Annotated in this window: 26 protein-coding genes; 3 read left to right on the top strand and 23 right to left on the bottom strand. The window is 40.4% G+C overall.

The genetic code is table 11. The features are described 5' to 3' along the window. Positions 1–5 precede the first annotated feature (5 nt). On the bottom strand, positions 6–632 hold the full coding sequence (yknW, locus tag QRN39_RS05165; protein ID WP_003211611.1) for a YknW family membrane protein: 627 nt from the start codon (positions 630–632) through the stop codon (positions 6–8). Positions 633–1,142: 510 nt separating this feature from the next. Between yknW and QRN39_RS05160 the strand changes: the two genes are divergently transcribed. Beyond that, the gene (locus tag QRN39_RS05160) at positions 1,143–1,520 is read left to right on the top strand and encodes a Rok-like winged helix domain-containing protein (RefSeq protein ID WP_003211488.1); all 378 of its coding nucleotides are present in this window, start codon (positions 1,143–1,145) and stop codon (positions 1,518–1,520) included. 46 nt (positions 1,521–1,566) lie between these two features. Here QRN39_RS05160 and moaD read toward each other — a convergent pair whose 3' ends face one another. Genes moaD through QRN39_RS05130 form a run of 6 tightly spaced genes read right to left on the bottom strand, consistent with a single transcriptional unit; the run spans position 1,567 to position 5,702 of the window. Then, the gene (gene moaD / locus QRN39_RS05155) at positions 1,567–1,800 is read right to left on the bottom strand and encodes a molybdopterin converting factor subunit 1 (RefSeq protein WP_044142043.1); all 234 of its coding nucleotides are present in this window, start codon (positions 1,798–1,800) and stop codon (positions 1,567–1,569) included. After that, positions 1,793–2,284, bottom strand: a complete 492-nt coding sequence (locus QRN39_RS05150; RefSeq protein ID WP_284906329.1) for a molybdenum cofactor biosynthesis protein MoaE — start codon at positions 2,282–2,284, stop codon at positions 1,793–1,795. Before QRN39_RS05150 ends, moaD begins: the two co-directional genes overlap by 8 nt. Further along, entirely contained in the window at positions 2,281–2,805 is a 525-nt protein-coding gene (gene mobB / locus QRN39_RS05145; protein WP_284906327.1) for a molybdopterin-guanine dinucleotide biosynthesis protein B, read from the bottom strand. The genes QRN39_RS05150 and mobB overlap by 4 nt, the downstream gene beginning before the upstream one ends. Next, on the bottom strand, positions 2,787–4,064 hold the full coding sequence (locus QRN39_RS05140) for a molybdopterin molybdotransferase MoeA (RefSeq protein ID WP_284906326.1): 1,278 nt from the start codon (positions 4,062–4,064) through the stop codon (positions 2,787–2,789). The genes mobB and QRN39_RS05140 overlap by 19 nt, the downstream gene beginning before the upstream one ends. Before the next feature lie 9 nt (positions 4,065–4,073). Continuing rightward, positions 4,074–5,090: a thiazole biosynthesis adenylyltransferase ThiF gene (locus QRN39_RS05135; RefSeq protein WP_003211141.1), complete on the bottom strand. Its 1,017-nt coding sequence runs from the start codon at positions 5,088–5,090 to the stop codon at positions 4,074–4,076. A gap of 30 nt (positions 5,091–5,120) precedes the next feature. Then, positions 5,121–5,702, bottom strand: coding sequence for a molybdenum cofactor guanylyltransferase (locus QRN39_RS05130; RefSeq protein ID WP_284906322.1), 582 nt, complete (start codon positions 5,700–5,702; stop codon positions 5,121–5,123). An 84-nt stretch (positions 5,703–5,786) separates the two neighbouring features. Here QRN39_RS05130 and QRN39_RS05125 point away from each other — a divergent pair, with 84 nt between their 5' ends. After that, positions 5,787–6,704: a coiled-coil domain-containing protein gene (locus QRN39_RS05125; protein WP_050945137.1), complete on the top strand. Its 918-nt coding sequence runs from the start codon at positions 5,787–5,789 to the stop codon at positions 6,702–6,704. Between the two features lie 52 nt (positions 6,705–6,756). Here the strand turns inward: QRN39_RS05125 and rok are convergent, their stop codons facing one another. The 3 genes from rok to ahpA form a co-directional block, all read right to left on the bottom strand. Then, a complete protein-coding gene (gene rok / locus QRN39_RS05120) occupies positions 6,757–7,338 on the bottom strand; it encodes a transcriptional regulator Rok (RefSeq protein WP_003210851.1) in 582 nt (193 codons plus the stop codon). A 470-nt stretch (positions 7,339–7,808) separates the two neighbouring features. Beyond that, entirely contained in the window at positions 7,809–8,267 is a 459-nt protein-coding gene (locus QRN39_RS05115; protein ID WP_003211884.1) for a TlpA family protein disulfide reductase, read from the bottom strand. Between the two features lie 82 nt (positions 8,268–8,349). Further along, the gene (gene ahpA / locus QRN39_RS05110) at positions 8,350–8,892 is read right to left on the bottom strand and encodes a biofilm-specific peroxidase AhpA (RefSeq protein ID WP_003211758.1); all 543 of its coding nucleotides are present in this window, start codon (positions 8,890–8,892) and stop codon (positions 8,350–8,352) included. Positions 8,893–9,163: 271 nt separating this feature from the next. Between ahpA and QRN39_RS05105 the strand changes: the two genes are divergently transcribed. Beyond that, positions 9,164–9,970 carry a mechanosensitive ion channel family protein gene (locus QRN39_RS05105; RefSeq protein WP_137054698.1) on the top strand — a complete coding sequence of 269 codons (807 nt, stop codon included), beginning with the start codon at positions 9,164–9,166 and terminating at the stop codon, positions 9,968–9,970. A gap of 29 nt (positions 9,971–9,999) precedes the next feature. Here QRN39_RS05105 and QRN39_RS05100 read toward each other — a convergent pair whose 3' ends face one another. The 13 genes from QRN39_RS05100 to QRN39_RS05040 form a co-directional block, all read right to left on the bottom strand. Next, positions 10,000–10,242, bottom strand: coding sequence for a YkuS family protein (locus QRN39_RS05100; protein ID WP_003211408.1), 243 nt, complete (start codon positions 10,240–10,242; stop codon positions 10,000–10,002). A gap of 50 nt (positions 10,243–10,292) precedes the next feature. Next, the gene (locus QRN39_RS05095; RefSeq protein WP_284906317.1) at positions 10,293–11,471 is read right to left on the bottom strand and encodes an N-acetyldiaminopimelate deacetylase; all 1,179 of its coding nucleotides are present in this window, start codon (positions 11,469–11,471) and stop codon (positions 10,293–10,295) included. A gap of 34 nt (positions 11,472–11,505) precedes the next feature. Beyond that, positions 11,506–12,216 carry a 2,3,4,5-tetrahydropyridine-2,6-dicarboxylate N-acetyltransferase gene (gene dapD, locus QRN39_RS05090; RefSeq protein ID WP_003212204.1) on the bottom strand — a complete coding sequence of 237 codons (711 nt, stop codon included), beginning with the start codon at positions 12,214–12,216 and terminating at the stop codon, positions 11,506–11,508. Between the two features lie 109 nt (positions 12,217–12,325). Further along, the gene (locus QRN39_RS05085; RefSeq protein ID WP_003210879.1) at positions 12,326–12,784 is read right to left on the bottom strand and encodes a flavodoxin; all 459 of its coding nucleotides are present in this window, start codon (positions 12,782–12,784) and stop codon (positions 12,326–12,328) included. A 16-nt stretch (positions 12,785–12,800) separates the two neighbouring features. Next, a complete protein-coding gene (locus QRN39_RS05080) occupies positions 12,801–13,694 on the bottom strand; it encodes a WD40/YVTN/BNR-like repeat-containing protein (RefSeq protein WP_095117790.1) in 894 nt (297 codons plus the stop codon). After that, positions 13,684–14,160 (bottom strand): flavodoxin, encoded by a 477-nt coding sequence (locus tag QRN39_RS05075; RefSeq protein ID WP_003212484.1) that lies wholly within the window; start codon positions 14,158–14,160, stop codon positions 13,684–13,686. The genes QRN39_RS05080 and QRN39_RS05075 overlap by 11 nt, the downstream gene beginning before the upstream one ends. Positions 14,161–14,346: 186 nt before the next feature. Next, positions 14,347–14,769, bottom strand: coding sequence for a DUF4275 family protein (locus tag QRN39_RS05070; RefSeq protein ID WP_226805329.1), 423 nt, complete (start codon positions 14,767–14,769; stop codon positions 14,347–14,349). Positions 14,770–14,880: 111 nt separating this feature from the next. Then, the gene (locus QRN39_RS05065) at positions 14,881–15,762 is read right to left on the bottom strand and encodes a LysR family transcriptional regulator (protein ID WP_003211236.1); all 882 of its coding nucleotides are present in this window, start codon (positions 15,760–15,762) and stop codon (positions 14,881–14,883) included. Between the two features lie 96 nt (positions 15,763–15,858). Continuing rightward, positions 15,859–16,302, bottom strand: coding sequence for a cyclic-di-AMP-binding protein CbpB (gene cbpB, locus QRN39_RS05060; protein ID WP_003210874.1), 444 nt, complete (start codon positions 16,300–16,302; stop codon positions 15,859–15,861). Between the two features lie 146 nt (positions 16,303–16,448). Then, positions 16,449–16,640: an antirepressor AbbA gene (gene abbA / locus QRN39_RS05055; protein WP_003210802.1), complete on the bottom strand. Its 192-nt coding sequence runs from the start codon at positions 16,638–16,640 to the stop codon at positions 16,449–16,451. Positions 16,641–16,789: 149 nt separating this feature from the next. Beyond that, positions 16,790–17,305 (bottom strand): ribonuclease H-like YkuK family protein, encoded by a 516-nt coding sequence (locus tag QRN39_RS05050; protein ID WP_003212504.1) that lies wholly within the window; start codon positions 17,303–17,305, stop codon positions 16,790–16,792. Between the two features lie 147 nt (positions 17,306–17,452). Next, positions 17,453–17,695, bottom strand: coding sequence for a YkuJ family protein (locus QRN39_RS05045; RefSeq protein WP_003212254.1), 243 nt, complete (start codon positions 17,693–17,695; stop codon positions 17,453–17,455). A 183-nt stretch (positions 17,696–17,878) separates the two neighbouring features. Further along, positions 17,879–18,775: a manganese catalase family protein gene (locus QRN39_RS05040; protein WP_003210823.1), complete on the bottom strand. Its 897-nt coding sequence runs from the start codon at positions 18,773–18,775 to the stop codon at positions 17,879–17,881. Between the last annotated feature and the right edge of the window lie 35 nt (positions 18,776–18,810).

The following is an 18,810-nucleotide window of genomic DNA, read 5'->3' as shown; positions in this document are numbered from 1 at the left end:
ACATTCTACCCCCAGCTTACTGATATGGTGATTGCAGTTCCTACATATTGAAAAATGATAGATAAGAGATAAAAGACTCCTATAATGGTCCAAGCGATTCTTGGCGATATATGGCCTACTTTCATCAATAAAAAGCCTGTTAAAACAAGGTTCCAGATCACAAATAGATCAATATTGGCAAGCACAGCATGCCATGGACCAGACGTTTGAATGAGTGCATTTAATGAGGTGATTGTGATGTTTTTTGGCACATGGAACAGAATGATGGACAGATGAGAAATAATCGTACCAACGATCGTAACTGGTGTAATAAACAGGACCGCTGAAAACAGCTGCTGAAACGATGCATCACCCTTTGCTAAAAAAACGATGAACTTATATATTGCAGCATTAACCACAAGCCCGAGAAGTAGACCAATTAGCGTCACCACATAAACGACCGATACCGGCAAGCTTAAATCTGCCCACATTCCTTCATTCACCAGCTCTGACAAATAAGTCACAATCACTGTTAAAAAAAGTACGCAGGATAAAGGCCACCAAACCACCGGATTTTCCCATACTCTTTTCAGGTGCTCCGAAGGCCTTGTGCTCACTCCAATGATCGTAGGCTTTTGCATATTTTCTTTCATCAAATGTCATCCTCTCTATGTCATGCAAGTATGCAAACGCACATGCTCTCTCTTATTCTTTCTATTTTATCAAAAGATTGCCAATAAGTGATGGGTGATTTGATTTTCTTATTTTCATTGAGGGAAAAATTATCTATTATCATGAATGAAATCCTCCAAATGACACCATGACTAGACCATATTCATATCAAGAAATAAAGGTTTTTCTGACCTAAAAACATTTTATCAAAAAAAAAACCATGTCTTTCGGAATAAATATCCTTTTCCTTTGAATTCGGTTGGTCTTTGTGAGACACAACAATTTTTTGTTAAAATAATCCTAGTAATTTCAACAAATCCCGGCTTTATAGGACTATGATTGGTTTCTTTTATAGAACAAATGAGCCTTTAGTAACAATACTTTCATATTAAAAAATTAAAAATATCATGATTTTACTTGATCAAAAGTTATTTTTTCATATAATGTAAAATAGAGGTAGGTTAAATGATAGTGGAAATGGAGTCAAGTGAATGTTAAGAGAAAAATTGAAAACGCAATTGATTTTACTTTATGAAAAGGAACAAGAAGCATGGCAATACTTTCGAAAGGAAAGAGAACTGATTTATCATGAGCTCAAATTACTTGATATGAAAGAAAGCAGACCCTCTAATGACAAAATATACTACGCTGCCAGATGTGTAGATATTATTAAAGAGAAAAAGGGTAGCATTGTGAGCACAAAAGAATTAAAAGAACAGCTTCAAGCCCAGACAGATTTCAACGTGAGACGAATTAGTGAATTGTATGATCTGATTCAGCAGCTCGATCCTCACATTTCTAAAGCACGAAGGGGATGTTTTATTTACGAAGATCACACCCAAATACCTCTACAATCTTTTCACACATAAAAAATTGGTTACAGCCGCTGGCCATAACCAAATCCTCTAATATCTATTATCCACCGCTTACAGGAGGAATGAATGCAACAGTGTCCCCGCTACGCACTTCAGCGTTTCCCCTCGTATATCGTTCGTTGACTGCAACCATCACATTTTGTGCAGCATCAACACCATATACCTCCTGTAATTCTAATTTAATCTCATCAACCGTTGTTTGATCTTTTTGAATGATGATTTGTTGTTTACCGGCCTTCTCAGCAAGGCCGGCGAACAATAATACACTAATCAAGCTGATCACCTTCTTTCTTTGCAAGTTGAAGCTCGCTAGGTTTCCCCTCTGGATATGAAACTTTTTCAAGCTGATCACCTATCCAGGCTTCCCCGTCTTCCCAATATTCTTTTTTCCAAATCGGAACGATTTCCTTAATTCGCTCAATGGCATATTCGTTCGCTTCGTATGCAGCCTTCCTATGAGGAGATGAAACGGCTATCGCAACAGCAATATCCGTTATATCAAGTGTCCCGATCCGGTGCACAATGGCTGCTTCAGTATCAGGCCACCGATTTTTGATTTCTTGTCCAATTTGACTTAGCATGCTTTCAGCCATTGGTATGTAAGCTTCGTAAGTTAAGCGCAGCGTTTTCTTACCGTTTGTCCACTCTCTGACCGTCCCGATAAACGTCGTAATGGCCCCTGCCTTCCGCCTTGTCACATGCTGAATCAATTCATTCACATCAATCGGCACTTTTGTTATTTTAAAAAGTTCACTCAAATAGAGCCACCTCCCTTCAATAAGTTATAACAAAATGTATTCGCATCCTTTTCAAAGGCTGAAAACACTGGAAAAGAGTAATTTTTGGCTAACTGAAACTCTTGAGAAAAATAAATAGCTGCTTGTATATTGGAAAGTGTTGAAAGATCAATGAGCTCCTCTTCATTCTTCACACAAACGATTTTGCGGTATGGTGCCTGTTTATACCCTTCTATCAAGACCGCGTCTAATGGAAGATACTTACACATGTTGAGCAATTGCTTTAACGTGATGTGCTGCATTGAAAAGTGAAATTCACCCTCTCCTTCTACGCCAGCGGCAAATGCACCTGCCCCGACATATCGATCGGTGTCTTTTTCTTTCAAAAGACGATCTGGTTTACCGCCATGTCCATGGTGTTTAAAACAGCCTAGCTTCAGCTCATCAAGTACAGCCAGCTGACAGAGCTTTTCAATCAACGACGTCTTTCCGCTGTTTTGATAACCGACCACCTGTAATATACTTAATGTGTCATCCAGCATGGGGAACCCTCGCCTTCGTGCTGAAACAGCAGAACATGCACCTGATCACCAGCCTTAAAACCTCTTGTTCCACCTGGCAGCACGATGAAACAGTTCGCCTCTGCTATTGAGGTCACGGCACTTGATTTATCGAGACCTGTTGGGGTCACACTGAGCTGACTGCCCGTGAACTCAAGTGCCGCTCTGACAAATCGAGTAAACGGATTGGCTTTTGGGAAATCGTGTGTCAGCTTCGCCTCAGCAAAATCGGGTAACGGCTGTTTCTTGAAAGACCATTTATAGACCATCGGTTTCACAAATAATTCAAAGCCAACAAAACAGGCAGCAGGATTTCCTGACAGGCCAAACAGCAGTTGACCATTTGGCATTGCAGCAACCGTCGTTACACTGCCGGGTCTCATGGCCACTTTATTAAATAGCACCTGAGCTCCCAGCTTTTCATAAATTGCGGGGAGAAAGTCAAAATCACCTACTGAAACTCCGCCTGTTGTAATTAAGAAGTCTACCTTGCTTAAGGCTGCTTTGACTGCATGATAGCTTTTGTCAAAATCATCGGACACACCGCCTAAATCAAGCGGCTCTCCCCCAGCCTTAAGGATCTGGGCATAAACCATGCTAAGGTTACTGTTTCTAATCTTCCCGTCCACCATCGCATCACTCACTTGAAGAAGCTCTGTACCTGTTGAGATGATGCCGATCACTGGCTTTTTGACAACTGGAACTACCGCATATCCGAATGTCGCCAATAAGGCCGTAACGCCCGGAGTTACTTTGGTTCCTTTTTTGAGCATCACATTCCCTTCAAGTACCTCTTCTCCTTGACGAGAAATATTGTCCCCTTTTTTCAGCGGTCTTTTAAGTGACATGTATGATTTCCCATCTTTTTCAAAGGTTTTAGTCAGCTCAAGCATGATGACGACATTTGCTCCATTCGGGATTTTTGCTCCTGTCATGATACGAATGGCTTGAAAGGGACCGATGGTTTTTGCTGAGACCACTCCTGCCCCAATATGATCAATGACCTCAAATTCAACCGGATGCTCGCTTGACGCTTCTTTTGTATCTTCTGCCCGAAGTGCAAAACCATCATACGGGGACCGATCAAATGCAGGCACATCATGATCTGCCAAAATATCTTCTGCAATGAACCTTTCAAGGCTATTTCTTAAAGGCATCCATTCTGCTTCTCCATGCTTTTCATATTGATGGACTTTTTGAATGGCTTCTTGTACTGGAATTGGCTGACGTCTTTCCATCACACTTCACTCCTATATCCCTAGCAGTTTTGCTAGTAATGAATTGGCTGCTTTTTCATCATTTGTCCCATGGATTAATGCACGTCCACCTTTGAAAAAGACGATACGATAAGATTCATAGCGGACATGGATTAAGAAGTCATTCACTTCTACCTCACAAATGGATGACAGCCGCTCTTTCACATGCTGAAATGATAGATTAGCTAGATCCTTAGATACAACTTGGACTGTATCCCGCCCGCAAAGAATCGTCGTTTTTTTACGCTGATCGTGTAAATAAGGATAGGTTCTATCTTTGCCGCAAGATGGACAGTCCTTCTGCTTAGTAAGAGACAAATCCATTTTAAACGATGTCGCCTGCCAAAGATCAAATGTGACAAATTTCCGTTCGATTTGATCTTCATGTCCTGTTAAATACTTTAGCGCCTCTGTTTGCTGATAAGCAGAAACCATCTGAACTGCTGGAGATATAATCCCCGCTGTATCACACGTCAAACCGCCAACAGGCAGTTCTGTAAAGACACACGATAAACACGGCGTTTTATCTGGCAAAATGGTCATATACATCCCCTGGCTGCTCACACAAGCACCATATATCCACGGCGTCTTCGTTTCCTGCGATAAATCATTCATGACCATTCTCGTCTCAAAATTATCCGTCGCATCAATGACAATATTTGCGCTGTGAAATAACGGTCTTAACAGCTCAACCCCTGCATCTTCAATCAGGGCGTGTATGGTCACTTCATGATTGATCTCTAGGAGACGTTTTTTTGCCGCAGCTGCTTTTGGCACATGTGCCTTTGCGTCATGTTCTGTATACAGCTGCTGCCGCTGTAAATTTGAAAATTCTACATAATCACGATCAACAATCGTCAACGTGCCGATCCCAGACCGGACAAGCCCTTCCGCAGAGGCCGTTCCAAGTGCACCCGCTCCAACAATTAGAACATGACTGTCAGCAAGCGCACGCTGACCCTTTTCCCCAACCGGAGGGAACAAGATTTGTCTTGAATATCGATCATTCAATGCTGTTCTCTCCTCACCATTTTTTATGTATCATATCATACCGTTTTCAGGTAAATCGCTTCTTTTATTGATATTTCGGAATTCTTTTGGTGTTACGTTCAGTTCCTCTTCTGAGACGATACGCACCTTAAGCCTTTGAAGTAACTCTTTGATGGCTAATTGATTCTCTTTTAAACACGCATCAATGGACGGCAGACAGCGGCGGTGATAAAGTGCAAATAAAGGCTGTAATCTGCCCTGAACAAGCGGGATAATAGCATCTACGTGCTCGCTACAATAGGACGATAATACTTCAGCGGTCTCCCTCCGCACGAAAGGCATGTCACATGCCGTCACTAAATACCATGCTGCTTCTTGCTTTTGCATCGCTGTATACATGCCGGCAAGCGGCCCACATCCGCGCACCTGTTCATCATCCAACCACACATCTCGTTCACCTCTTTCTTTAAAAAAGGTCAGAAGTGATGGATGGCTGATGATGACCATCTGTCCTTTCAAAAGCTGCTTTTTCACATGCTCATATAGTGGTTTTCCTTGATACATATACCTTGCCTTTGGCTCTCCAAAACGTCTGGATGCTCCTCCAGCTAAAATGACATTGACTACGTCCATCCACTCACCCTCCTTTGATATGGTTGTTCTAATCACTCTCATCTCGCATACTTTATTGGTAACATGAATAAGGAGGGTCTATCGATGAACAGGCGCCATGCTTCTCCCCTATTCCATGACCTATCTCAAGAGAATTTATACTTAAAAGCGGAAACAGCCAAATATCAACAAATGATCTCTGATTTACAGTCCTCATATACGTATTCTAAAAACAAGAAGTTAACTCAAGAATATCACGAGATGAAAAAGGATTACACGCAATTAAAGCAACAATTGGATGAAATGACCATTGATCAAGATCATGCAGCCTCAAAAATACAGGATCTTTCCTACAGCAAATCTGAATTATTACATAAAATAGTCCTTCTTCATGAAATGCTCCAAAAAGAAACCTTTCATAGAAGGAAAGAAACGGAAGAAAAACACCGGCTGCATTTAAAAGTCATCAAATATAAAGAAATCTCTCAACAATTAAATGAACGGGTGCAAGATCAAGATAAACGGCTTGCAAAAGAGGAGAAAAAAGGAAATACTTTATCCGCTGTGATTGAGAAACTGCAGCAAACATTAGGTGATAAAAACGCAGAGCTCAATCTATTACAGGAAGGCGTAAAACACCTGCAGGAGCGTTTTTATGAAACACAAGAGAAATTACTGCAAATTGAAAAAGCAAAGGAAGCGATTTTTTATGAAACGCTCACAAGCTATCAAAAGCAGTTAGCCGAAAGTGAGGAATGGATCGCATCTCATTTTGCTGATATTGACCAGTCAGCTCAAACAAATTCACAGCCATTCTCTCGAGACAGCCTCCTGCAAACAACGGAAGAAATCGAACCCATCTTGAAAAAGTTGAATGAACAAGTTCAAACGCTACAAGCACAAGTCGATGCGGTGCAGCAAAATGGAGATGTCATGACAGTAAAGATTGAAGGCTTCAAAAAGCAGCGTGATCACCTGTCAAAGGAACGAAAAATTGTCTATACTGTTGATCAAAAAAAGTAATTCTCGCAATAAAAAAACTGCTGGCTTTTTTCGTCAGCAGTTTCTTTTTTATTTATTCGTCTTCTGTTTGAATATCGCCTTCTAAAATATACTGTCCGCGATATGGCTTTTTCACTTCAGGATACATTTTAATTAAGCTTTGCATAAACGTTGTCATATTTGGAATTTCAAGACCGCTCTCTTTTTCAATTTCTTTTTGAAGTTCAGAGCTTTTAATCGCTGCATTATGACGCTTTAACGTTTTAATCGCAGCTTCACGAAGCTTAGCTGCCTTTGAACCAGGGCGAGCTGTGCCTCTTCTGCGTCTTGTAGATCCTTCAGGAATACCTACAGGTGCACCGTTTAGCTGTCCTGTTCCTAAAGTTGATACAGCATTTGATTGTGATTGTGCAGGCGGCTGGTAGCTTCTCATTTCTTGTGCAGCCAGTTCAGCTAATACAGGCAGTGAATCCGTTTTTCTTTCTGTACGCACTTCTTTTTTTGTATCTGACACTAGACCTGTTCCATGACGGTCTAATTCTCTTAATTTTGCATAAATCGTATCTCGCTCAATTTGATATTCACGGATGACCTTTACTTCTGCTTCGTTTAATTGTTCCAATCGTAATCGTAACGCTTCCCTCTCATTAAACAATGGATTTCCCCCTCATCATATAAAAAATATTCTATAGTAAATATTAGATTAGAAAACTAATTTTATCAACTATTTTTTTATCATTTTACAGTTTGTTATCAGATAGGTATTTTCAACTAAAATTTTGCCAAAGAGGAACAATCGGCATCCATTTCATTGCCACTAAAGGCTTTTGACAAACCTTAAAATATTGTAAAAAATTTGAATAAACACTTATACTACTTGATTTACATCGTTATTTACCAAACTGAAATTTCTTTTGTGCAAAAATGTTCTGAATAGTAAAAAGTTAAAATCTTTACATTTTCATTTCAAAACAAAAATGTAAATAGGTCTTTAGGTCTTTTTGTTTCAGGAATATTTTTTAATAAACTCCCTCAATTTCTCTTTTCTTAGGAAGGCGCAGTCCATTCCGTGCAATAGGTCGCCTATTTTTGTCCATGAAAAAACCCCCATTTATGGGGGGAAGCCTATTCTGCAGCCTTTTCAGACTCAGAAAGCACTCGATTGACACGTTTCTCAAGCATTTTCATTCCGCTTCCGCCAGCTTGGAAGTGGCGCAGAGCACCTGTTTTATCAAATACATAATATGCTGGTACATATTCATTTTCAAAGGCTTCTGTTAACTTATGATCACTATCCACAAAAATTGGCTGCGTGATTTCATGCTCTTTCGCAACTTCCTTGATCTTATCCAGATCTAGGTCATCCTCTGATCGCGGCATATGAACGGCTATCACGTTTAGTTGATCCTTGTATTCATCACGGAATTGATTGACTTGAGGCATTGCCTCTTTACAAAGATGACAGCTGACTGACCAGAAATGAATCAATGTTGGTTTGTCACCAATTAGATCTTCTTTTGTTACTTCTCCATTTAACCATTCTTTTGCACCAGTTAGTTCTGGCATTGGTTGACGTAATTTCATTATGAAGCGCCTCCATCCATTGTATGTGTCGAAACAAAAAGGTCTAACATTAGTTAGACCCTCCTGTTTCTTCAGCTATCAATTAAAGTGTTTTTTGACCAGGCTTCCAGTTCGCTGGGCAAAGTCCACCAGTTTGTAATGCTTGAAGAACACGTAATGTCTCATCTACATCACGACCGATATTGTTGTGGAATACTGTTTGATATTGAAGTTCGCCTTCAGGATTGATAATGAATAGACCGCGAAGTGCAATTCCTTCTTCTTCAATTAAAACGCCGTATTCTCTAGATACTGTGTGGTTTGTGTCAGCAGCTAGCGGATATTTCAATTCGCCTAGACCATTGTCTTTACGGTCTGTGTTGATCCAAGCAAGATGCGTATGGATTGTATCAGTAGATACACCAATGATTTCAGCATCTAAATCTTCGAACTCATCATAACGATCGCTCATTGCTGTAATTTCAGTTGGGCAAACAAATGTGAAATCCATCGGATAGAAGAAAAGAACTGTCCATTTGTCATTCTTCATGTTTTCTTCTAAACTTACTTTACCAAATTCCTTGTTAGCAAGTACTGCTTCCATTTCAAAACGTGGAGCTTGTTTTCCTACAAAACGCTCTGCCATATGTAAATCCCTCCAAAAATAATATCTTTATACAGACTTCTAAGCTGTATATAAAATGAGAATCAAAAGTTGAAATTCTCATTTAGTTAATAACTTCACAATTACAATTATAATACTTAAGCGGTTTTTAGTCAATATTAATTAATAATAAATTTAATTAACGATTTGTCACAATCTCTTGCTTCACTTAACAAAAGTTTAACATGTCTTGCAGAAGGGAACAAATGATTAGCTTCTCTATTAGAGCATACATAGAAAGGTTTTGAAGATCATGAAAGCATTTGAACAAATAGATTGGGTTTCCATTATCCTCAATAGCAGTATGATTTTGCTAAAACTAATCGCTATTTTTGTGATTTATTTTATCATCAGAGCCATCGGAAATAAGATGATTAAGCGTGCCTATTCCACTTTCTCTGAAAGGCATGACGTCTCTTTATCAAGAGCTCAGACGCTGCAAAGTCTCACGCTAAATATTTTCGCCTACATATTGATTTTTATTTTAGTTGTCATGATCCTCGACTTATTTCATTATAACCCGACCGCTTTGCTAGCTGGCGCAGGCGTTGTGGGGCTTGCAATCGGTTTTGGCGCTCAAGGACTAGTGAGTGATATTGTGACAGGATTCTTTATATTATTAGAGAAACAATTCGATGTGGGAGAATACATAACAGTTGCTGGCTTTGATGGGATCGTAGAACAAATTGGACTTAGAACCACGCAGCTTCGAAGCTTTGACGGCACCCTTCATTTTATTCCAAATCGAAGCATATTGAACGTGAGCAATCATTCAAGAGGGACTATGCAGGCACTCGTTGATATCGAGCTATCTCCAGAAGAGAATGTGGATCAAATGATCACAGCCCTTCAAGCTGCGTGTGATGAGGTACGAAAAGACATTCCTCAAATTATCGAAGGCCCTCAAGTTGTCGGCGTGGAGGCGTTCGGATCCTCTTCCCTTGTACTGCGCATCATTGCAAAAACTGAAACAATGGAGCAATGGCGGGTAGAACGAATCTTGCGCAAAAAAATGAAAGAAGTACTCGATATAGAAAAAGAGCAAAAAGAACCGGGATGATCATCTACCGGTTCTTTTTCTTGTTTGTTTTATTGAACACGCTGTTCTACTTCTTGACAAATTTCATCAGCCGTCATACCAGACGCGGTAATCACAGATGCCTTTGTCGTTGTGTCTGAAATGCCAAGAACATTTGAATCTAGCCCTGTGACTACATAGCAGTCACACTGATCCATTTGCTGTTCATTTTGAATACGTACGACGTCATACCCTTTTTGCTTCAGTAGTTCTTCTACATCGGATAAAGATGGTTCTACACCAATTCTTGTCATAATCAAGAACACCTCCTGTTCATAAGGTGTACAGGAGGTAGCTTGATTATTCATTCACCTGCTTGCTTTTTGAAATAAGCCGTCATAACGTTTACTGCGGTTTCTATCGCTTTTTCATCAGGCATAAGTTTTGCATGATGCAGGCCATATTCTGAATCGACCCCTAACCAAAACATGAATCCAGGGTATTTTTTCAGCATGTAGCCAAAATCTTCTCCTGTCATGGCTTCTCTGCATTCAATCACATTCGCAAGCCCTTCTCCGGCGACATATGACATAAATTCCTCTGTCAGTTCCTTTGAATTATCCACTTCGTAATAAGATGAAGGGTATCGCACGGTTGCCTTGCATTCGTAGCCAATTTCAATCCCTTTTGCTAGTGCTTCAATTCGCTTTCTCACTTTTTCCATAGATTCTGGTGAAAGTGTACGAATGGTGCCATCAAGCTTTGCATGCTGTGCAATGATATTTTGAGCCGTTCCCCCGGTAATCGTGCCAATCGTGATGACCGCACTATCAAGAGGATCGACATTACGAGAAATAACCGATTGCAACTGACCTACAAGTGCGCTCGCTGCCACAACCATATCATTCGCTAAATGAGGGTAAGCAGCGTGTCCGCCTTTTCCTTCAAGATCTATCACAAGCTCACTCGTATTGGCAAAAAGCAGCCCTGGCTTTGTGGCTATCGTTCCGACAGGATATTCAGGTGCAATATGCAGTGCTGTAATAAAATCTGGCGTCCACTTTTTCAGCACATCACTTGTAAGCATCGGTTCAGCTCCGCCTGGACCTTCTTCTGCCGGCTGGAACATAAATAATAGATCTTCTTTGATTGGCTCATGAACGAAATGATCAATGATCCCAAGTGCGATGGTCATATGAAGGTCATGTCCACACGCATGCATCTTCCCTTCATGTACTGATTGAAATGGATACCCTGTGTCCTCAGGAATTGACAGACCGTCCATATCTGCACGATACGCAAATACGCGCTCAGGATTTGTTCCCTTTACTTTGACAAAAAGTCCAGTTCGCCATGTTTCTATCTCAACTTGATCTTTTGAATAAGCACTAAGATGATTGATGAGGTACGCTTGTGTTTTGAATTCCTTAAAACCAAGCTCAGGGATTTGATGTAAATCTCTTCGAATGGATATCAATTGCTCACGATTTAACAAGTGAACTCGCTTCCTTTCCTCTATACGAATAAGACGTGGATATATCATCCACGTCTATGTCTTCAGCTGCGAATTGTATGAATTAAAGCTGACGCAGTTCTTGTTTAATTTCTGTTTTACCTTTTGTTTTTTCATCAATGTCTTTGATTTTCTTTGCAGGTGTACCTGCTACAACTGTGTAAGGCTCTACATCGTTCACAACGATCGCACCAGCAGCTACGACTGCACCTTTACCAATTGTTACACCTTCTAGAACTACAGCGTTCGCACCGATGACAACATCATCTTCTACGACAACTGGTTTAGCAGATGGTGGCTCAATGACACCTGCAAGAACAGATCCAGCACCGATATGACAGTTCTTACCTACTGTCGCACGGCCGCCAAGCACCACGTTCATATCAATCATCGTACCTTCGCCGATCACAGAGCCGATATTAATAGAAGCCCCCATCATGATTACTGCATTATCACCGATTTCAACTTGGTCACGAATGATCGCACCTGGCTCAATACGTGCTTTAATGTTCTTTAAATCTAACATCGGGATTGCAGAGTTGCGGCGGTCATTTTCCACGACAACATCTTCAATTTTGTCTTTGTTCGTTTCTAGCGCTTCTTGAATGTCGCTCCACTCACCGAAAACAACTCCGGTGTTTCCTGTGATGAACGTTTTTGCATGTTCACCAAACTCAATACCTTCTAAATCACCTTTGATGTAGACTTTGACAGGTGTTGATTTTGTACTATTTTGAATAAATGAAATAATTTCATTAGCGTCCATTTGTTTCATGTATGTATGTCCTCCTCTTAATTTATACTTCATTACTGTACCAAAGGAGAGTTTTAATGACAAGTGAAAGGGTTGACTCTTCAATGGAAAATAAAACAAGCGGGACTGATTACCCCGCTTCCTGCTGGTGAAGATGAACAAATTGTTTGCCAAAAGAAATCAATTTCTCTTCTTCTTCTCCTTCTGGATTTAGCTCGATCTTGACGGATGGCAGGACAATGTCACCGCCAAGTTCCTTCACTTTTTCTTCGATTAGGTCAACAGCTCCGCAAAAATGCTCATAAGATGTATCCCCGGAACCGAATACAGCAAATGCTTTTCCCGTTAAATCAAGCTCTTCCATTTCTTCATATAAATCAATAAAATCATCAGGAAGGTCACCATCTCCCCATGTGTACGCACCTAACATAATGTGCGTGTAATCATTGAGAAGCTCTGCATCAATATCCATCGCTTCATGACGGTCCACGCCGGCTCCTGCTTCTGTGATTCCTTTTTCAATTAGATCTGCCATCGCTTCTGTATTCCCAGACATCGTGGCATACACGAGTAAAACCTTTTCTGTCACTTTTTCTTCCTCCTTATCAATGAATCAATGCCGGCTCCTCATATGGTCTTACAAACTTGCTCTCATATAAACCAGCACAGAAAAAGTTTTCATTTTGATTGGCTACACGAAAACCGTGTCCTTTGATCGTATCAAACCATTTGAGCTCTTTTTGCTCAATATCAAGCTGATACACTTTAGAAAACCCGTGTTCGTCTTGTGAAGTCGTCACATACACAATGCCATTATCCTCTGACACATCCAAAAATGATTCCTCTCTAGCAAAGGCTTGTGATTGAATATCATGCAGCATATTGGTATGTAAATCTAAAATTTGAACAGATCCCTTTTTGCCTTTTTTTGATCCCAATGCGCAAACAAGCAGATGCTCCTGACAGAGCAGCATAGAAGCTGTCATCCGGTGCTCCTCTCTGTTTAGGAGGAAAACCTGTTCACTCTCCAAGTCATACACCCATATTCCTCCGTGAACATCATGAATCTGTGTTCCAATATAAAGGTGATCACCTGCAGCACATAAGGAACGAATGACAGGCGGGTGGTTCACATGAGCAAATGGCTTCATAATTTCCCAGGAAATCCCGAAATCATTTGACACATAAATACTATGTTTTCCATGTGCACACACAAACCCATCTTTGCGTCCTGTAATAGACCAAACGACTGCATTTGTTGGAAATGATGATAGCGCCCATGTATGACCTTCATCTCCTGATCTAATCACTGTGCCATTTTCACCAACACCGAATAAATAAGGTCCAATATAGCTGATGGCATGAATTTTATGCTTGAGCTTAAACAGTTGCTGCCACCCGCTCTCCACACTGTAGTGAAAAATACCTTCACGTTTTACAGCGACAAAGTATCCACCGTTTTTAGATGCAGCAACAGCTGTCGCTCCTTTATGAAACATGGTTTTCAACTCGTTTCTCAGATAGCGCCGCCCACGTTAAAAAGCTTGTCGCAAATTCCTGACAGCACGCCACATCCTCATCGGTATCAGGCGCAAGCTCCATTTTCAATGTTTCAGGAAACACAGATGCACCGGTTGATTTGAGCATGTCATGAAATGTATGGACAGCCTCACAAAACTTCGGGTAGCTGTAATCTCCAGATCCGAACACAGCTGCTTTGATGTCACTTAGTTCAAGCGTGGAGACCTCTTCATAAAAGTCCTCAGCTTCATAAGGTAAATCACCATCACCCCATGTATAAGAACCGATGAACACATAATCGTATGAAGAAAGATCCTCTGCGCTTGTATCATCAAATTCCAACATCTCTGTATCGATCCCTATTCCTTCTAGTGTTTGCTTTATGATCGCTGCCATATCTTCTGTATTACCAGACATACTCGCAAATGTAATTAGTGCTTTCATCTATCGGTCACCTCATCTAAATGATAATCATTTTCAATTATTATATGTACACTTTAAATGATAATGATTTTCATTGTCAAATGATTTCATAAAAAAGCTTTGACCAATCAATACGATAACCCAATGAAAAACCCGCTCATTCCAATTGGAAGGCGGGTTTTTCATATCGAAGAGATCATCGGTTTCTCATTCGTTCGTTTCATCTATTTGAATAAAATATGGACCATAAGCCGTTTCATGCGTCATCACAAATGTCCATTTTTCATTCCAATCCATCACATACATATCGTTATAATCCATATGATTAGATTGATATGGTAAATCATTGATTAAAAGAGAGCTGGCATTTTCGAAAAGATACGCCTCGTCAACAAATTGATAAAAAACAGTACACTTATCCTTTGATTGTTGAAGAAATGCGTCTATCGCTTCAGCATTTTCAAGGCATGTAACCATTCCAAAACTGCATAAATGCCATAAAAAATCATCTATTGATATCTCGTTTTGTTCTTTCATTGAAAGATGACTAGCAAAACGTTCACGCCACCTCACGCGCAAATGATCTCCCCATTCTGGTTTGTTCATTTTGATTAATTGATTGTTTTTCATAAGATCGAAGTCTCCTCTATGATTCGCTCCATCTATCTGTTGCTTTGATATGCGTGCAATAAGTAAATGATCATTCACCTAAAAAAGCACCTTCCTCTTCCAAGAAGGTACTTACACCGCATCACTTTCAAGCATTTCTTTGACCACACCAACAAATGCTTGCACTTGTTTTAATTGAAAAGAAGCTTCATAGCCTAGCAGCCATGTGTCACGTCCGATTTGCTCTCCATTCACGTCAACAAGCGGTGTTTTATGAACACTTTTTTCGTGGTCGTATAAGGTGACCGAAGGCAAAATGGCGTAGCCGATGCCATGGTAGGCCATTTGTTTACACGTCTCAATCTGGTCCACTAGAATCGTCTGCTTTGGAGACACTTTGAATTTTTGATGCCACCAGTGCTGGATTTCCTGATAATACGTGCTGTCGCTTTTAAATTGAATAAACGGGCGTTCTGTCTCGATTAACTCGTCCACGTCTTTGATAACGGAATCGACTAAATATAAATGATCTGTCATCAAATATTCCTTTGTTCCCTTCCAATCAGGGTTTCCGCGAATGATCCCAATGTGCACGTGGTCCTCGTATAAGCTTTTGAGCATTTCACTACTCCAGCCGGTCACAAGTGATACCTTCGCATTTGGGTACTTTTCGACATATCGCTTTAACACTTTCGGCAGCCAGTGCTGTCCAATAATGGATGCAACCGCAAGCTTTAGTGTACCGTGAATTTCCCCTTCAAGTTCATCGATTCTCTCTCTCACTCGATCTTGCTCAACCGTCACCTCTTTTGCAAATTGAATGATCTGTTCACCTGCCGAAGTCACGGTGAGCCCTTTCTGAGAACGAAAAAAGATTTTGGTTCCCCACTCTTTTTCAATCGTCTGCAATCTTTGGGATAAAGCAGGCTGAGAGACAAAGAGCCGCTCCGAAGCCTTTCTCATATTCAATTCTTCACTTAGCACAACAAGCATATGTAACTCCTGAAGCTGCATGGGCGTCCCCTTTCTCTCTATAAGTTTTTCTTATTCTATATGGTCATTATATAAATTATAGCTTATGAAGGCAAAAAAAATAAGCTGGGTTTCAGCTCATTTTTTCGCGGCATGAATCACTTCATTTAAGCGCTTTAATACAACACGTCGTGTAAATATTCCTTCAAAGACTTGCTCCTCATTTACGACACAAACAAATCCATTATTCGTTACAGCGTGAACGCCTTTTAGCACAGGATCCGTCGTTTTAAGCCTTGGGATATCAGTAAGCATAACCTCTTCTACCTTCAGTTGGTCCAGCTTTTCGAATTCAATTCGTTCTAAACCAAAGATCTTATCCATGATCATATTCGTTCCAATTAACCCATGCAGGTGATAAGAAGGATCTAATACCGGGATGGCTGTATATCCTGTTTTTGTAAGGACCAATAGAGCATGCTCAAGGTTATTTCCAATTTGAACATGTGCCACTTTATCTGCATCAATCATATGCTCGGCTACTGTTGACTCAAGCAATTGAGTTGGTTCTATCTCTATCATGTTTCTTCGACCCCTTTTCTCTCAATCATCAATCATACATTCCCCTTTACCATTAAGCATAAACTAAAACGAAATTTGTCGAAAGATTTTTTCTGCATAAAAAAGATACTCAGCTCCCGAGTATCTAATAGAATGTTCAATCAATATTAATTCTCAAACCTTACTCTGTCATACAATGTGATCAACTGCTTATACGTATTGTCATCGACATTTTTTGTTCCACATTCTATATCATTGATCTCACTGCTTAGTAATTCGACAGCATATTCCTGATTCAGCAATACGTTTAATAATAGCTTTTTCTCTTCTTCATTAAAACGATTTTCGATGACGCTCATCCAACATCAGGCCCCCTGTTTCATATATGCTTTTATATTGATTAGCAGGCTTTTGAATGTCTGCTTCCTCTCTATACAGCTAGAATAAGGAACTAGAATCGAATCGTCAACCGCACGTTTCGACAAGGTTTGGAGAAAAATGACGGAATTTATTTTGTGTATCGATTGGCATAGCAAAATGCTGCGTATGAGTCGGGTTTTATTTTAGCTTCAATTCCCATAGCTGTGATCATTCCGGTCATTTCCTGGATCAGATCTTTTGTACTTCCTTTTTTGCCAATATCCAGATGTGCTTCAAAACGGAGGTCTGCCCCTTCCTCAGCAAACGGAAGAAGCAAATCCATCAGTTCTGTTAAAGGCCCCTCAAGGATGTCTGCACATACCTTTTGGCTAAACGCTGTCTCTAATGAAATTTTTTCTCTAAGGCTTTGCACAGGTCTGCTGATCACTTGTTGCGTGAGGCAGCCCCAAGCCCCTTTGCCAATCCGGTGGAGATGAATTGCAGTCATAAATCTTGTGACATTTTGATTGACCTGAGAGTCCGTACCAATTGATAACACATAGGCGGATCTAGGGTCTTTTCGAATAAAGTCTTTCATTCTCATGACGACATCAGAAAACGCTAAATGATCTTCAGAAAGATTGTAGTAAAAAGAATCACTCACAGAAAGGAACTCCTTTTTAATGGTCTCTTATCCGAAATATGCGCTGAATGATCATCTTCCATTTGTACACTGCGCCAATCATGACACATGTATATTGCCGCAAATAAACGAAGGAATCCTTAGAAAAAACATTTCATACGATTCAGCTTAGGATTGTAAAAGCTCAAAAATCTCAATCGAAATCATATCAATGTTGTCAAATGGGAAAGTATTTGGCTTATCCCCTTGTTGAAAAACAGTCAATTCAAACGTTTGATTCTTTTCGAAATACTTAACACTACAGATTTTCTCACCGTTCACTTCGAAATAACGCTGTGCCGGTTCGTTTGCAGCTTCTGCTGTCTCTTGAAGACTTTGCAGCCTTGTAATGATACCCATTAATTGTGACATTCTAAAAAAAGACTCCTTTCAAAAAAACAACTCAAGATGAACCCGTATTGATTATACACAAGTCCTACAAAGCATCATACCATAAAGTGTTCTCAGATGATATTTTTCCTCTTGAATTCAAAAAAAGAAAAAGAATCTGTTTTTTTAGTTTGAGTCTTTTTTCTAATCTCATGCACCATGTTTTTATAAACCCGCAGACCTCATCAGACGTTTGGCAATTTCGTCAAAATCCTCTTTGGAAATGCCTGGGGCAAACTCTTCCGGTAATTCTCTATAATCTGGCACAGGTGCTCCTTGCGGGGTGCCCTCAATCACTGTGAGCGGTTTTCCATCAATCGGATGACTGCCTTTCCAAATCTTATTAATGTCCTTGTAATCCGTATCACTAAATGTATACAGCTTTGTATGAACATTTTGATCTTCAAATTTCCTCGCTGAATCAAAGTATTTGTTGTCGAGGTTTGGGATTGGCAGCATCTTTCCTACATCTACACCTGTGGCTACCTCAAGCGCCTTTGCATATGCCACAACATGCACTCCGCCCCTGACGAGTAAATAACCGATCATCTCTCTTGCTGTAGGATGATCTGTCATTTCATATACGCGCATTTTGTGCGTACGTGCTCCGCATTCTAGGAAGAAATTATGAAGGAGGTCAAGAATCAGGTTTCCGCTTGAGAACACATTCTCCCCGGTCCAAGGTTTTGCCATGGAATCAAACGGATAGCCTGTTTGAGCCGTTTGAATAAAATGCTGTGTATTTCGTTTATCGACAGCCGCTTTCATCGGTGTCGTATCTGGATCTCCGCCATGAGTGGTCCCTGTAATCATGAGATTCACAGCTGTGGTCACAAGTTCTACATGACCGAATTCTTCAGCCGTAATGCTGGATACGAGGTCATAAAACGGTTTGAGTTTTCGTTTTCCTCGAAAGTTAAAGGATTGAAACATGTAATTATTTAATGTGGACATTTCGCCGAATTTTCCGCCGAGTAATTCTTGCACAGCAGCAGCACCATTTGCATCTGGGTGATCTGGTCTTGGCAAATCAATCAGCAGCCGCTTGTCACGTTTGATCATGACATTCCCTCCTACCGTCTAACTGTCATCACTTA

The sequence above is a fragment of the Bacillus sp. lyk4-R2A-2 genome, from assembly GCF_030209735.1.
Lineage (GTDB): Bacteria > Bacillota > Bacilli > Bacillales > Bacillaceae > Bacillus > Bacillus pumilus.
This window is presented reverse-complemented; position numbering and strand designations above follow the sequence as displayed.

What these genes read in the sequence shown, in the direction of transcription:
- yknW (WP_003211611.1), bottom strand. Translation starts at nt 632, where the DNA reads ATGAAAGAAAATATGCAAAAGCCTACGATCATTGGAGTGAGCACAAGG.
- QRN39_RS05130 (WP_284906322.1), bottom strand. Translation starts at nt 5,702, where the DNA reads ATGGACGTAGTCAATGTCATTTTAGCTGGAGGAGCATCCAGACGTTTT.
- QRN39_RS05100 (WP_003211408.1), bottom strand. Translation starts at nt 10,242, where the DNA reads ATGACAAGAATTGGTGTAGAACCATCTTTATCCGATGTAGAAGAACTA.
- cbpB (WP_003210874.1), bottom strand. Translation starts at nt 16,302, where the DNA reads ATGATAGAGATAGAACCAACTCAATTGCTTGAGTCAACAGTAGCCGAG.
- QRN39_RS05080 (WP_095117790.1), bottom strand. Translation starts at nt 13,694, where the DNA reads ATGTTTCATAAAGGAGCGACAGCTGTTGCTGCATCTAAAAACGGTGGA.
- abbA (WP_003210802.1), bottom strand. Translation starts at nt 16,640, where the DNA reads ATGAGCGTCATCGAAAATCGTTTTAATGAAGAAGAGAAAAAGCTATTA.
- QRN39_RS05070 (WP_226805329.1), bottom strand. Translation starts at nt 14,769, where the DNA reads ATGAAAAACAATCAATTAATCAAAATGAACAAACCAGAATGGGGAGAT.
- QRN39_RS05125 (WP_050945137.1), top strand. Translation starts at nt 5,787, where the DNA reads ATGAACAGGCGCCATGCTTCTCCCCTATTCCATGACCTATCTCAAGAG.
- dapD (WP_003212204.1), bottom strand. Translation starts at nt 12,216, where the DNA reads ATGAAACAAATGGACGCTAATGAAATTATTTCATTTATTCAAAATAGT.
- QRN39_RS05040 (WP_003210823.1), bottom strand. Translation starts at nt 18,775, where the DNA reads ATGATCAAACGTGACAAGCGGCTGCTGATTGATTTGCCAAGACCAGAT.
- QRN39_RS05095 (WP_284906317.1), bottom strand. Translation starts at nt 11,471, where the DNA reads ATGATATATCCACGTCTTATTCGTATAGAGGAAAGGAAGCGAGTTCAC.
- QRN39_RS05115 (WP_003211884.1), bottom strand. Translation starts at nt 8,267, where the DNA reads ATGAAATTACGTCAACCAATGCCAGAACTAACTGGTGCAAAAGAATGG.
- QRN39_RS05065 (WP_003211236.1), bottom strand. Translation starts at nt 15,762, where the DNA reads ATGCAGCTTCAGGAGTTACATATGCTTGTTGTGCTAAGTGAAGAATTG.
- ahpA (WP_003211758.1), bottom strand. Translation starts at nt 8,892, where the DNA reads ATGGCAGAGCGTTTTGTAGGAAAACAAGCTCCACGTTTTGAAATGGAA.
- QRN39_RS05160 (WP_003211488.1), top strand. Translation starts at nt 1,143, where the DNA reads ATGTTAAGAGAAAAATTGAAAACGCAATTGATTTTACTTTATGAAAAG.
- QRN39_RS05075 (WP_003212484.1), bottom strand. Translation starts at nt 14,160, where the DNA reads ATGAAAGCACTAATTACATTTGCGAGTATGTCTGGTAATACAGAAGAT.
- QRN39_RS05105 (WP_137054698.1), top strand. Translation starts at nt 9,164, where the DNA reads ATGAAAGCATTTGAACAAATAGATTGGGTTTCCATTATCCTCAATAGC.
- QRN39_RS05045 (WP_003212254.1), bottom strand. Translation starts at nt 17,695, where the DNA reads ATGTCACAATTAATGGGTATCATTACAAGGCTGCAAAGTCTTCAAGAG.
- mobB (WP_284906327.1), bottom strand. Translation starts at nt 2,805, where the DNA reads ATGCTGGATGACACATTAAGTATATTACAGGTGGTCGGTTATCAAAAC.